Genomic DNA, 12,408 nt, shown 5'->3' with positions numbered 1-12,408 from the left:
CGGAAGACGGCGCCTAGCGGCCGAAGAGCGCCTTCAGCTTCTTGACGAAGACGCGCCAGATGAGGGTCAGGGCGTTGAGCTCACCTGCCGGCGCACTCTGCCTCGGCGGCGCGGGCGACATTGGCGCAGAAGGCCGGGGCGCGGACGCGGAAGGCGAAGACGCGGCTCCCTCCTCACCGCTCGCAGCGGGAGCGGCCGCACCAGCGCCGGCGGCCGGCGTCGCGTTGAGCTCGCTCTCCAGATTGCGGGTGAAATCCTCGGTGATCTGATCGGCGATGGCATCGACGACGCCGCCGCGGGCGAACTGGGCGAGCGAGCCGGAGAGCGTATAGTCGACGGTGACCTTCACCACCGTGCCGGCGCCCTCGTCGGCTTCCTCAAGGACATAGACGACTTTCGCCTTCGCCCGCGAGGCATGGCTCTTGTCCATGCCCTTGCCGTCGATCGTGCCGGTCCAGCTCTCCTCGTCGGCCTCGATATCGGCCTCGCCGGCGAAGCTGGCACGCACGGGGCCGAGCTTGACGGTCATGACTCCCTTGGCCGAGGTCGGGCTCGTCTGCTCGGTGAGCGTTGCCCCGGGCAGGCAGCGCACCACCTCCGGAAGATCCTGGAAGCGCTCCCAGACGGCGCGCCGCGGATGGGCGACAAGGAACTCCTGATTGATCTGTGGCATGGAAATGTTCTGCGTGGCTGTTGGAATGGGGTCGGCGGCCCGCCCGAAAAATCCCGCGATGCGAGGCGGACGGGCGCCGGCTTTGCTCGCCCCTCAGTCGGAGGGGCCGCACCAGTCGTAGATCGACAGGGCCATCACCTTGATGGCGGTGATGTAGTCGTCGATCGAGACGTACTCGTCGTCGGAATGCATCACGGCCGTCGATCCGGGGCCGAAGATGACGGTCGGCGTATCGGCGTATTTGTTGAGGAAGCGCGTATCGGCAGCACCCTGGCGGCCGCTGATTTCCGGATCCCGCCCGGCGACTTCCCTGAAGTTGCGCGAAACGAGATCGACGATCGGATGGTCGGTCGCGATCTCGGAGGCCTCCGCGTCGTAGCCGACGAAGCGCACGACCGGCGGATGGTCCTTCATCCATTCGTCCTTCGAGGCGACCTCTGCGATATGATCGACGAGGCTCTGCTTGACGCCCTCATGGTCCTCGCCCGGCACCGTGCCGATCGAGCCCTTCAGGAGCGCCGTCGCCGGGAAGGCGCTCGGATAGGCGCCGGCCTGAAAGCTGCCGACGAGGCAGGGGAGCGAATCGAGCGCGTTCGGATAGAGCGGATGGGTGACGGTGGCGACGCGCCTGTCCTCCAGCTCCTGCACGGCCTTGACGATCTTGTAGCCGAGCTCGATGGCGCTGATGCCCTTGTAGCGCTGCTGCACGCCGGCCGGCTTGCCGTTGATGGCGATCTCGAACCAGATGCGGCCGATGCAGGCCGGCTGCACGGCGAGGTCGCTGGTCTCGCCGGAGATGCCGGCATCGGCCTTGTAGCCGCGCGCCACCGTGTCGAGGGTGCCGTGGCCGGAGACCTCCTCGTCGATGACGATGTCGATGAGCACGTCGCCCTTCAGCTTGACGCCTAGCTCCTTCAGAAACTTCACCGCGAGGATGTGGCTGGCGACGCCGCTCTTCATGTCGGCGGAGCCGCGGCCGTAGATGCGCCCGTCGCGGATCTCGGCCGACCAGGGGCCGACGCTCCAGCCCTCGCCGTTGCCGACCGGGATGACATCGGTGTGGCCGTTGAGGAGAAGGGACTTGCCGCCGCCTTCGCCCTTCAGCGTGGCGACGATGTTGGGCCGGCCCTCGTAGCCGCGCTCGACCGGGCGGTAGCCGGGATGCTTCTTCAGCTCCTCCCAGTCCGTCTCCCACATGTCGACATCAAGCCCGACCTTGTTCAGGTAATCCGAAAGGTAGGCCTGGATGGCCGCCTCGTCGCCGGTGACGCTCGGGATCGAAATCATCTCGCGCAGGAATTCGACGGCCTCCTCGCGGCTCTGGTCGATCTTGTCCAGGATCTCCTGGCGGCTGGTGCTCACGGCTTCCTCCAAAGAAGTTTGGGTGTGGTGGGGATCGGCTCCGGCGACAGGCTGCGGCTCACGGCATGAAGTCCGGCAGCCACAGGACGAGCGCCGGCATGGCGATCATCAGGCCCATCAGAAGGATGTTGATGCAGATGAACGGCAGGGCCGCCGCGTAGATGTCCGTCATCTTGGTATCGGGCGGGGCCACCCCCTTCATGACGAAGAGCGACAGGCCGAAGGGCGGCGTGATGGTCGCCATCTCCAGGTTCACCATCATGATGATGCCGAACCAGGTCGGGTCCCAGCCCATCTGCTTCACGATCGGCAGGAAGATCGGGATCGTGACGAGCACGATCGAGGTCTGCTCGATGAACATGCCGAGGAAGACGACGATCAGCTGCATCAGGATCAGAAGCACGATCGGATGCACCGGCAGGTCGGTGGCGAGCTGGGTGATCTGCGACGTCGCGCCCGAGAAGGAAAGAAGCTGGCTGAAGCCGGCGGAGCCCGTGAGGATGAAGAGGATCATCACGGAAAGCTGGGTCGCCTGACCGACGCCGACACGCAGGAGCTGCCAGTTCAGCTTGCCGTAGAGGGCCGTCAGAACGAAGGTCAGGAAGGTGCCGATGGCCGCCGCCTCGGTGGGCGTGGCGATGCCGAAGAAGATGAGGATGATCACCATCACCACGATGGAGACGGGCGGCACGAGATAGAGCAACAGGTCCTTCACGCGCCGGCCGAACGGCACCCGCTCCGTCTCGTAGGGCGGCGCCAGGTCGGGATTGAGCGTCACCCTGATGACGATATAGCCGATGTGCATGGCCGCCAGCAGCAGGCCCGGCACGATGATGCCGATGAGGATTTTTGCGACGGAGAAGCCGCCGAGGCTCGCGACCACGATGGCGAGCGTCGAGGGCGGGATGAGGATGGCGAGCCCGCCGCTTGCCAGGATCGGGCCGAGCGACATCGCCTTGGCGTAGCCGCGCTTTTCCATCTCCGGGGCGAGCGTGGAGCCGAGCATGGCGACCGAGCCCATGGCGACGCCGGTCAGCGTGCCGAGCATCGCCCCTGCCCCGATCGCCAGAACCGCCAGCCGGCCGGCGATGAAGCCCAGCCACTGGTCGAGGACGCCGATCATCCGGTTGGCGATACCGGAATGGAACATGATCGCGCCCATGAGGATGAACATCGGCACGGGCACGAGGATGAAGGTCGAGATCGAGCTGTCGATGCTCAGAACCAGCTGGTTGAAGCCGGAAAGCCCGCCCCAGAGCATGTAGGCCCCGATCATGTTGACGATCAGGAAGGCGATGGCGACCGGCAGGCCGGTCAGCATCAGCACCGCGAGCGCGGAGAAGAAGGCTATCAGGTAGCCCCACCATTCCAGGTCCATGGCGCTCAGATCCTCAGATCTTCGGGATGGTGGACGGGATTATGGCCCGTATAGAAACGGACCGCCCGACGCAGGAACTCGATGCCGAGAATGAAGCAGCCGAGCGGGATGACACCGAGATTGATGGCACGCGGTATCTCCAGCTCGGCCGCGACGACGATGCCGCGATGCAGGGAGAGAAGCACCGCTTTCGTCGAGAAATAGGCAAGGGAGAGGCAGGCGGCGGCCCCGATGAGGGAGCTTGCCACCTGCAGCCACCGGCCGTAGGCCGGCCGCAGCCAGGAGACGAATATCTCGACCGAAACGTGCTCTTCCTTGCGCAGCACCCAGGCAGCGGCGAGAAAGGTGATGTAGACCATCATCGTCCCGCTGATCTGGTCGATGCCGAGGATGCCCTGGTTGAGCGCGGCCCGCATCGCGACCTTCACGACGGTCGCGAGCATCATCACCACCAGCAGCACCCCGGCGATGGCGGCGAAGAAGCCCAGCAGGCGATCGAGATTGCGGCCGAGTTTCGTCATGTCCTTCTCACCGGATGCTCAGGTGAAACCCGTCAGCTGCCGCGCTCGAGCAGCTTTTCCGCCTGGGCGAAGGTCTCCGGATCCATGACGGATTCGTAGTAGTCCCAGAGCGATTCCTCGGCGAGGCTCGTCCAGGCCTCGGACACTTCCGAGGAGATCGGAAGGACCTCCATACCGGCTTCCTTCATCCCGGCGATCTGTTCGTCGAGGTTCTTCTGGAACCAGCCGCGCGTCCATTCCTGGGTCTCGGCCATGGCGTCGAGCATGATCTGCTTCACGTCATCCGGCAGCTCGTCCCAGACAGACTGGTTGATGTTGACGCTGACGCCGCTGCGGTACATCGGCTGGTCGATCAGGTACTTCGACACCTGCTGCCACTTGTAGCGGGTGAAGGCATCGGCGACCGGCCAGGTGAAGCCGTCCACCGTGCCACGGTCCATGGCGAGATAGATCTCGCTCGGCGGCAGAGTGATCGGCTCGGCGCCGGCGGCCTGGGCGAAATGGCGCGTCAGCGGTGCCACGCGCAGCTTCATGCCCTTGAGGTCGTCCAGGCTCTCCACTTTCTTCTGCGAGGAGATGTAGTGCGCGCCGATGCCGGGCAGGCCAGCCGCGTGGCCGACATAGCGAACGCCCTTCGCCGCGTAGAGATCGACCATGAAATCGTAAAGCTCGGAGCCCGGCCCGTTATCGGGCGTATCGAAGGGCGAGAGCTCGGTGATGTCGCCGGCCGGGACCACGCCCGCCCAGTAGTTGGGCGCGCCGTACCAGACGTCGAAGACGCCATTCACCAGCGCTTCGGGCTGGTCGAAGGTCGGCACCACATCGGCGGCACCGATATAGTCGATGCGGACCTTGCCCTCGCCGATGCGGTTCACGTTCTTCATGAAGTTGTGGCCGACATCGGCGGAGGGCGAGAATTCGGGCGCCCAGGCGCCGACCATCCTCAGCTTGATCTCGTCGGCAAGCGCCGAGCCGGCGGAGGTCGTGGCAATGAGGGCGGCGCAGAGCGCCGCTCCCAGTGCAAAGTTCGTCTTTCGATTGCTCATGGTTATATCCCCTCTTTGTGAGCATTGAAGGCTGGCGAGACGCCGGAGCTACTTGCTCGCAAGCAGCTTCTTGGCGCCGGAAAGTTCGTCCTCGGACATGACGGTGGCGAGATATTCCCAGAGCGAGTCCTGGGCGAGCTTCGTCCAGCGCGCGGCCTCCTCGTCGGAAAGCTCCAGCTTCTGCATGCCGGCCTCGAGCATCTTCTTTTCCTGCTCGTCCTGGGCCTCGGCGAAGCGGCCGCGGGTCCATTCCTGCGTCTTGGCGACGGCGTCGAGCAGGATCTTCTGCTGGTCCTCGGTCAGCTCGTTCCACTTGTCGAGGTTCATGTCGATGCCGGTGCCGCTGCGGTACATCGGTTCGTCGACCATGTACTTGGTAACGGTCTGCCAGCCGTAGTTGGTGAAGCCGTCGGCGACCGGCCAGGTGAAGCCGTTGACCGTGCCGCGATCCATGGCGAGGAAGACCTCGCTCGGCGGCAGCGTGACGGATTCGGCGCCGGCCGCATGGACGAAGTAGCGGGTCAGCGGCGGCACGCGCAGCTTCATGCCCTTCAGGTCGTCGAGGCCCTTGACCTCCTTCTGGGAGAGCAGGAAGTGCGAGCCGACGCCGATGTCGCCGGCGGCATGGCCGAGATAGCGCACGCCGTGCTTGGCATACATGTCGATCATGTAGCCGTAGATGTCAGAGCCGGGGCCGCCATCGGGAACGAGCTCGGTGGAAAGCTCGGTGACATAGCCGCCCGGGATGATGCCGGCCCAGTAGTTCGGCGCGCCGTACCAGACGTCGAAGACGCCGTTCACCAGCGCTTCCGGCTGGTCGAAGGTCGGCACCACATCGTCGGCGCCGACATAGTTGATGGTGATCTTGCCGCCCGAGTTCTCGTTGACGAACTCGGCGAACTTGGTGCCGACCTCCGCATAGGGAGACACGCTCGGCGCCCAAGCGCCGACCATGCGCAGCGTGACCGAATCCTCGGCCATGGCGCCGGTTGCAAAAGTCGCGATACCGAGCGCCGCCAGCACCGCGCCCGTCCTGCCGAAATTCCTGTGAATGCTCATCCTGTGAACCTCCGCGTTCGCGGTTTCCCAGCCGCGTTCGACACTGCACCAGACGGGCAAATGCACAAACACTCGCCACGCCCAGCAGTGATGCAGGCTATTGCTCGACCTCCATCTTGTCTACAATCTTTTTGACATTGCATACAAGACGAGGATACGTTTCCTGCATCGTGGCGCTCCGTGCTAGCGGATTTGTGTCACGGCATTCGGGCCGGTCCGAAGCGGGCCGACGCCCGCGCCCTGCCTTTCAGAAACGGAAGAGTGATGAGGCCAACCCCGTTCGAGTATCACCGGGCCGAGAGCCTGGATCATGCCCTGGCGCTGCTTGCCGAATTCGGCGAGGAAGGCCGGCCCCTCGGCGGCGGGCAAAGCCTCGTGCCGATGATGAATCTCAGGCTGGCGCGCCCCGCCCATCTGGTCGACATCAACGGCCTGCCGCTGGATTTCATCGAGGTGGAGGGCGACGTCCTGCGCGTCGGCGCGCTGGTTCGCCACGAGCGCTACCTGAAGGAGAAGGTGATCGGCGAGCGCTTCGCCGCCTTCCACGACGCGGTGCAGTGGATCGGACATCCGACGATCCGCAGCCGCGGCACGATCGGCGGCAGCATCGCCCATGCCGATCCCTCCGCCGAGCTGCCCGCCGTCGCCATGCTCTACGGCGCGACGATCATCGCCCGCTCGGCGAACGGGGAGCGACGCATCGCCGCAGACGACTTCTTCCTCGGCGCCTACATGACGGCGCTGGAGGCAGGCGAGATGGTCGTCGCTGTCGAGTTCCCCCTCCCCCCGGCGCATTCCGCCGGCGCGTTCATGGAGATCTCGGAGCGCCGCAGCGACTTCGCCACCGTCTCGGTCGGGGCGCAGATTACGTTCTCTGGCGGCTCCATCACCGGTGCCCGCATCGTTGCAACCGGCGTCGAGCTCCAGCCGATCCGCGCCATCCCCGCCGAGGAGGCGCTTTCCGGCAAGCCGCTCTCCGCTTGCGAGGCCAGGGCCGCCGGGCGCGCCTTCGCCGAAGGCATCGACCCCATCAGCGACAACGTCGCCTCGAGCGAATATCGCCGCAGCCTGGCGGCCGAGCTGACCAGCCGGGCCGTGGAGAAGGCCTGCCAGCGGGCGCTCGAGGCAGGACAGGAATAGCCATGCAAGAGATCGAACTTGAGGTGAACGGCGTCCGGCGCCGGCTGAGCGTCGAGCCGCGCCGGCTGCTTGCCGATGTGCTGCGGCAGGAATTCGGGCTTTCGGGCGTCCATATCGGCTGCGCCCAGGGCGCCTGCGGCTGCTGCACGGTGCATATCGAGGGCGTGCCGCGCCTTTCCTGCCTGACTTTTGCCGTGCAGTGCGACGGCGCCTCCATCCGCACCGTGGAGTCCATCGGAGGCGTACGCGCGGAGCATCTCCTCCAGGAAGCCTTCCGCAGCGAGCACGGGCTGCAATGCGGCTACTGCACGCCGGGCTACATCATGACCCTCGTGCCCTTCGTCTCGCGCATGGTGGAAGAGGCGCGCATGCCGGAGGACGAGGAGATCCGCGAAGCGATGAGCGGCAATATCTGCCGCTGCACCGGCTATCACGGCATCGTCGCGGCGGTGCGCAAGGCGATCGGCGACCAGATGGCCGCGAGCGGGGGAGCGAACCATGCAGGCTGACCGTCCGAGACATGTCGGCGCGCGCGTCCAGCGCGTGGAGGATACGCGCCTGCTTTCCGGCACGGCGCGCTACATCGACGACATCCGACTGCCGAACATGCTGCACCTTTCCTTCGTGCGGGCGCAGTACGCCCATGCGAAGATCCTGGAGATCGACACGGACGGTCTCGCCGATCTCGCCTATCCGACGATCGTCTTCACCGGCAAGGACACGGCCGGCATCGCGGTGACGGCCCATCAGGATTTTCCGGAGATGCAGTTCTCCGAGCAGCCGGTGCTGGCGGAAGACAAGGTCCGCTTCGTCGGGGAGCCGGTCGCCGCGGTCCTCGCCGACGATCCCTACGATGCGGAGGACGCGGCCGAGCTCGTCTTCATCGATTACGACCCGCTCACCGTGGTCGGCACGATGGCGCAGGCGCGCGATCCGGAAATGCCCGCCATTTTCGACAACTGGAAGGGCAACATCTTCATCGAGCGGCAGATGAAGGGCGGAGACCTCGATGCGGCGAAGGCCGAGGCGGCGCATGTCATCCGCCGCACCTTCTACAACCAGCGCCAGACGGGCGTGCCGATGGAATGCCGCGGCGTCGTCGCCGAATACGACCAGGCGAGCCGCGTCCTGACGGTGTGGACCTCCACCCAGATCCCGCATCTGGTCAGAACCTATATCTGCGAGGAGCTCGGCCTGCCGGAAAGCCGGGTGCGCGTCGTCGCGCCCGATGTCGGCGGCGGCTTCGGCGTCAAGGGACAGGTCTTCGTCGAAGAGGTGCTCGTGCCCTGGCTCGCCATGAAGACCGGGCGGCCGGTGAAATGGATCGAGGACCGGCGCGAGCACATGATGGCCTCCATCCATGCGCGCGACCACGAGCACACGCTCGAGGCCTATGTCTCGGCCGAGGGACGCCTGCTCGGCCTCAAGGCCGATATCAGCGTCGATGTCGGAGCCTATTCCACCTACCCCTTCACCGCGGCCGGCGATCCGGGGATGGCGGCGAAGGTCATGCCGGGGCCCTACGACTTTCAGGCCTACGAGGCCACATTCCGGGCACTCGCCACCAACAAATGCCCGCTCGGCACCTATCGCGGCGTCGCAAGACCCTCGGCGGTCTTCTCGCTGGAGAGGCTGATGGACGAGATCGCGGCCGAGCTCGGCATGGATCCCTTCGAGATCCGGCTGAAGAACGTCATCCGCGACTTTCCCTACAAGAACGTGCTGGGCTTCACCTACGATCCGGGCTCCTACGCCGAATCCCTTGAAAAGGCGCGCGATCTCCTTGCCGCCGACATCGCGGAAGCGGCGCGCTCGAAGGCCTCGTCCGACACGCGCATCGGCGTCGGCTGCGCTCTCTTCATCGAGCAGGGTGCGCACGGCACGCCCGATTTCACGCGCCGGCGCGTGCCGATCGAGACCGGCTATATCGCCGCGCGCGTGGAGATGGAGCCGGATGGCGAGGTGATCGTCGATGTCGGCCTGCAGAACCACGGCCAGGGCCACGAAACGGTGATGGCGCAGGTCGCCGCCGATGTGCTCGGCGTCGACCCTTCCAACGTCTATGTGCGCCAGGGCGACACGCTGACGACACCCTATTCGGTCGGCACCTGGGGCAGCCGCGGCGGCCCGCTCGGCGGCGGCGCCGTGCACGAGGCGTCGAAGATCCTCGCCGAGAAGCTGCGCGCCATCGCCGGCCATCTCCTGCAGACCGACAAGGAGAAAATCGTCCTTTACGGCGGCAAGGCGCAGGTGGACGGCGCGGAGGATCGCTTCATCGAAATCCGGAAGCTCTGCCGCATCGCGCTACGCAATGTCGACCAACTGCCCGAGGGCATGATCCCGGGCCTTGAAGCCGCCTACAGCCTCGACGGCTCGGCCGACGGCACCTATGCGAACGCGCTGCACGCGGCGGTGGTGGAGATCGACATCAAGACCGGCAAGATGAAGCTTCGCCGCTTCCTCGCCGTGGAGGATTGCGGCACCATCCTCAATCCGCTCATCGTCGACGGGCAGGTGCGCGGCGGCATCGTGCAGGGCATCGGCTCGGCGATGCTGGAGCATTTCATCTACGACGAGGAATGCCAGCCGCTGTCGACGAGCTTCGCCGACTATCTGATGCCGCTCGCCACCGAGATCCCGAACATCGAGGTGCACCACATCGAGACGCCGACGCCGCGCACGCCGCTCGGCGCCAAGGGCCTCGGCGAGGGCGGCGCCATCGGACCGGCGGCGGCCATCGCCAACGCCGTGGCCGACGCGCTCGGTATCAGCGTCCTGAAGACGCCTCTCAACGGCAACGAGATCTGGCGGCTCGCCACCGCGATCCGCGAAGGCGAATAGGCGCCGGGCACCCTGCCCGGCCCCGGGCTCAGTAGCCGAGTTTCGGATTGACCTCGTGCAAGGGCCTCTCGCCGCCATGGACGCGGCGGATGCTCTCGGCCACGTCGCGCGCGGCATCCTGCGGCACGGTGATGGAGGCCAGATGCGGGGTGATGAAGACATTCTCCATCGCCCAGAAGGGATGATCCTTCGGCAGCGGCTCCTGCCAGAAGACGTCGAGCGTGGCGCCTCCGAGATGGCCGGAGGAAAGCGCCTCGAGGAGCGCCGGCTCGTCGACCACCTCGCCGCGCGAGGCATTGATGAACTTCGCCCCCTGCGGCAGGGCCGAGAAGACGTCAGGGCCGATCCGGCTGCGCGTGTCCGGCGTCAGCGGCAGCATGTTCACCAGAATGTCGAGTTCGCCCAGGAAGGCGCCGAAATCCTCCTCGCGGTGGAAACTCGTGACGCCCTTGAGGCTCTTCTCGCGCCGGTCGAAGCCCCGCACGTCGTAACCGAGCCAGGCGAGGGCCTCGGCCGCGGCCGAGCCGAGAATGCCGAGGCCGAGGATGCCGACCTTCGTCGAGGAGAGCGGGCGCGGATGGATGTAGCGCCACTCGCCGAGGCGCTTGGCCGCCTCGAACTCCGGGATGTCGCGCGCGTAGCGGGTCACGGCGAAGAGGATGTAGCTGCGCATCATCGCGACCATGCCGGCATCCGACAATCGCGAGATGGGAAGGTCCGGCAGATCCGGCCGGCCGGTGAGCGAATCGACGCCGGCGCCGAGATTGACGACGAGCTTCAGCGCCTCGAAGGGCTCGAAGAAGCCGGAAGGCGGGCGCCAGACGAGAGCGTAGTGGATCTCGGAAACTTCGCCCACTTCGGGCCAGACGCGGATGTCGAGTTCCGGCAGGTAGGCGCGAAGCGCGTCGGCCCATTCGGCGGGATCGTCGAACTCGCTGTAGAAGACCAGCGCGCCGAGGCCGCTTTCCTCGTCCTGCGCCTCGCGCATCTGAACTAGCCCGCTCGACATTCAGCTCTCTCCCTTGGGTTCCAGATGGCAGTCCGGCGGCACGGGCCGAAGCCAGGCCTCGGCCGGACGGCCCATGTTTCTTGCGGCTTCATCACAGGAGATGGTGCGGCAGCCATGTCGACAGGCCGGGGAACACCACCAGGACGATGAGAAGCGCCACGAGGGCGATCAGGAAGGGCGTGTTGGCACGCACCACGGCGATCACCTCCTCGCGGCCGATCTTCGCCGCCACCAGCAATGCCAGCGCGACCGGCGGAGTGATCTGGCCGATGACCACGGTGACGACGATGAGGACGCCGAAATGGATGAGGTCGATGTCGGCCATCAGCAGCGAGGGAAGAAGCACCGGCATGATCATCGGGATGAGCGGATCGAGGATCATGCCGGCAATCAGCGCCAGCAGCAGAAGCACCAGCGTCTGGGGAATGCTCGTCTCGAAGGGAAAGAGCGTGGCAAGAAGATCGGCGAGCGCGATCGGCACCCGCGCCTGCGACAGCGCCCAGCCGAGCGCCACGGAAAAGCCGACGACCAGCAGCACCTCGCCCGTCAGCATGACCGACTGCACCATCACGGTGCGCAGTCCGGCGAAGGTCAGCGAGCGGTAGACGACCGAAGAGAGGAAAAGCGCGTAGACGACGGCGAAGGCGCCGGCCTCGGATGGGGTGAAGAAGCCGAAGACGAGGCCGCCGATGATGAGGCCTGGAAGGCCCATCGGCAGGATCGCGTCCCGGCCGGTCCTGACGAGGCGCAGCCAGGCAAAGCCCTGCATCGGCTTCCAGCCCTTGCGCCGCGCCATGACGGAAATGACGAGCATCAGCGCGATCGCCATCAGGATGCCCGGTACGATGCCGGCGAGGAAAAGCGCGCCGAGCGAGGTGCCGGTCACCGCCGAATAGAGGATCATCGGCGAGCTCGGCGGCACCAGGACGCCGATGCCGGAGGACGTCGCCGTCAGCGCGGCCGCGAGCGGGCCGGGATAGCCGTTCTCCTTCATCTTCGGGATGATGATGGAGCCCGTGCCGGCAAGATCGGCGACCGAGGTGCCGATCATGCCGCCGAAGAGAAGGCTGACGGCGATGTTCACATGGGCGAGCCCGCCGCGCATCCAGCCGACGGCGGCTGCCGCAAAGGCGAAGAGCCGGTCGGCGATGCCGGAATGGTTCATGATGCCGCCGGCGAAGATGAAGAGCGGCAGCGTGATGAGGATGTAGTCGGAAAGGCCGGACAGCGTCTGCTGCGGCAGGGCGAGCTGCCAGCCGCCGGAGAAGAGGACGAAGATCGCCACGGCGGTCGCCATGGCGATGATGACCGGCATGCCGATCAACGCCAGGAAGCAGAGGGCGACGATGGTGGCGAGGGCAAGTTCCAGCATCGTCGTC

The 12,408-nt window shown here is 66.1% G+C and carries 11 protein-coding genes; 3 read left to right on the top strand and 8 right to left on the bottom strand.

What is annotated here, in order from left to right; all coding sequences use genetic code 11:
• Positions 1-13: 13 nt before the first annotated feature.
• The 6 genes from CLD20_RS16070 to dctP form a co-directional block, all read right to left on the bottom strand.
• A complete protein-coding gene (locus tag CLD20_RS16070) occupies positions 14-673 on the bottom strand; it encodes an SRPBCC family protein (protein WP_224407678.1) in 660 nt (219 codons plus the stop codon).
• 93 nt (positions 674-766) lie between these two features.
• Positions 767-2,035, bottom strand: coding sequence for an ArgE/DapE family deacylase (locus tag CLD20_RS16065; protein ID WP_224407677.1), 1,269 nt, complete (start codon positions 2,033-2,035; stop codon positions 767-769).
• 58 nt (positions 2,036-2,093) lie between these two features.
• Positions 2,094-3,413: a TRAP transporter large permease subunit gene (locus tag CLD20_RS16060; RefSeq protein ID WP_224407676.1), complete on the bottom strand. Its 1,320-nt coding sequence runs from the start codon at positions 3,411-3,413 to the stop codon at positions 2,094-2,096.
• 5 nt (positions 3,414-3,418) lie between these two features.
• Positions 3,419-3,934 carry a TRAP transporter small permease gene (locus tag CLD20_RS16055; protein WP_224407675.1) on the bottom strand — a complete coding sequence of 172 codons (516 nt, stop codon included), beginning with the start codon at positions 3,932-3,934 and terminating at the stop codon, positions 3,419-3,421.
• Between the two features lie 32 nt (positions 3,935-3,966).
• A complete protein-coding gene (locus CLD20_RS16050; RefSeq protein ID WP_224407674.1) occupies positions 3,967-4,980 on the bottom strand; it encodes a TRAP transporter substrate-binding protein in 1,014 nt (337 codons plus the stop codon).
• 48 nt (positions 4,981-5,028) lie between these two features.
• Entirely contained in the window at positions 5,029-6,039 is a 1,011-nt protein-coding gene (dctP, locus tag CLD20_RS16045) for a TRAP transporter substrate-binding protein DctP (protein ID WP_224407673.1), read from the bottom strand.
• Between the two features lie 264 nt (positions 6,040-6,303).
• On the opposite strand from dctP, the gene CLD20_RS16040 reads away from it, so the two are divergent.
• From CLD20_RS16040 to CLD20_RS16030, 3 genes are read left to right on the top strand one after another with little or no spacing between them, the layout of a single operon-like run.
• Positions 6,304-7,179: a xanthine dehydrogenase family protein subunit M gene (locus CLD20_RS16040; RefSeq protein WP_224407672.1), complete on the top strand. Its 876-nt coding sequence runs from the start codon at positions 6,304-6,306 to the stop codon at positions 7,177-7,179.
• Positions 7,180-7,181: 2 nt separating this feature from the next.
• Positions 7,182-7,688, top strand: coding sequence for a (2Fe-2S)-binding protein (locus CLD20_RS16035; protein WP_224407671.1), 507 nt, complete (start codon positions 7,182-7,184; stop codon positions 7,686-7,688).
• The gene (locus CLD20_RS16030) at positions 7,678-10,020 is read left to right on the top strand and encodes a xanthine dehydrogenase family protein molybdopterin-binding subunit (protein WP_224407670.1); all 2,343 of its coding nucleotides are present in this window, start codon (positions 7,678-7,680) and stop codon (positions 10,018-10,020) included. Before CLD20_RS16035 ends, CLD20_RS16030 begins: the two co-directional genes overlap by 11 nt.
• Before the next feature lie 28 nt (positions 10,021-10,048).
• Here the strand turns inward: CLD20_RS16030 and CLD20_RS16025 are convergent, their stop codons facing one another.
• Both CLD20_RS16025 and CLD20_RS16020 read right to left on the bottom strand, forming a co-directional pair.
• Positions 10,049-11,029, bottom strand: a complete 981-nt coding sequence (locus CLD20_RS16025) for a glyoxylate/hydroxypyruvate reductase A (protein WP_224407669.1) — start codon at positions 11,027-11,029, stop codon at positions 10,049-10,051.
• A gap of 91 nt (positions 11,030-11,120) precedes the next feature.
• Entirely contained in the window at positions 11,121-12,401 is a 1,281-nt protein-coding gene (locus CLD20_RS16020; protein WP_224407668.1) for a TRAP transporter large permease, read from the bottom strand.
• Positions 12,402-12,408: the final 7 nt, after the last annotated feature.

Origin of the sequence: Afifella sp. IM 167 (genome assembly GCF_020144925.1) — a bacterium.
GTDB lineage: Bacteria > Pseudomonadota > Alphaproteobacteria > Rhizobiales > Afifellaceae > Afifella.
The sequence above is the reverse complement of the archived record's forward strand: the minus strand, read 5'-3'. Positions and strand labels throughout refer to the sequence as shown.

Coding starts and splice junctions, on each gene's coding strand:
- CLD20_RS16070 (WP_224407678.1), bottom strand. CDS start 673: ATGCCACAGATCAATCAGGAGTTCCTTGTCGCCCATCCGCGGCGCGCC.
- CLD20_RS16060 (WP_224407676.1), bottom strand. CDS start 3,413: ATGGACCTGGAATGGTGGGGCTACCTGATAGCCTTCTTCTCCGCGCTC.
- CLD20_RS16055 (WP_224407675.1), bottom strand. CDS start 3,934: ATGACGAAACTCGGCCGCAATCTCGATCGCCTGCTGGGCTTCTTCGCC.
- CLD20_RS16050 (WP_224407674.1), bottom strand. CDS start 4,980: ATGAGCAATCGAAAGACGAACTTTGCACTGGGAGCGGCGCTCTGCGCC.
- dctP (WP_224407673.1), bottom strand. CDS start 6,039: ATGAGCATTCACAGGAATTTCGGCAGGACGGGCGCGGTGCTGGCGGCG.
- CLD20_RS16040 (WP_224407672.1), top strand. CDS start 6,304: ATGAGGCCAACCCCGTTCGAGTATCACCGGGCCGAGAGCCTGGATCAT.
- CLD20_RS16035 (WP_224407671.1), top strand. CDS start 7,182: ATGCAAGAGATCGAACTTGAGGTGAACGGCGTCCGGCGCCGGCTGAGC.
- CLD20_RS16030 (WP_224407670.1), top strand. CDS start 7,678: ATGCAGGCTGACCGTCCGAGACATGTCGGCGCGCGCGTCCAGCGCGTG.
- CLD20_RS16025 (WP_224407669.1), bottom strand. CDS start 11,029: ATGTCGAGCGGGCTAGTTCAGATGCGCGAGGCGCAGGACGAGGAAAGC.
- CLD20_RS16020 (WP_224407668.1), bottom strand. CDS start 12,401: ATGCTGGAACTTGCCCTCGCCACCATCGTCGCCCTCTGCTTCCTGGCG.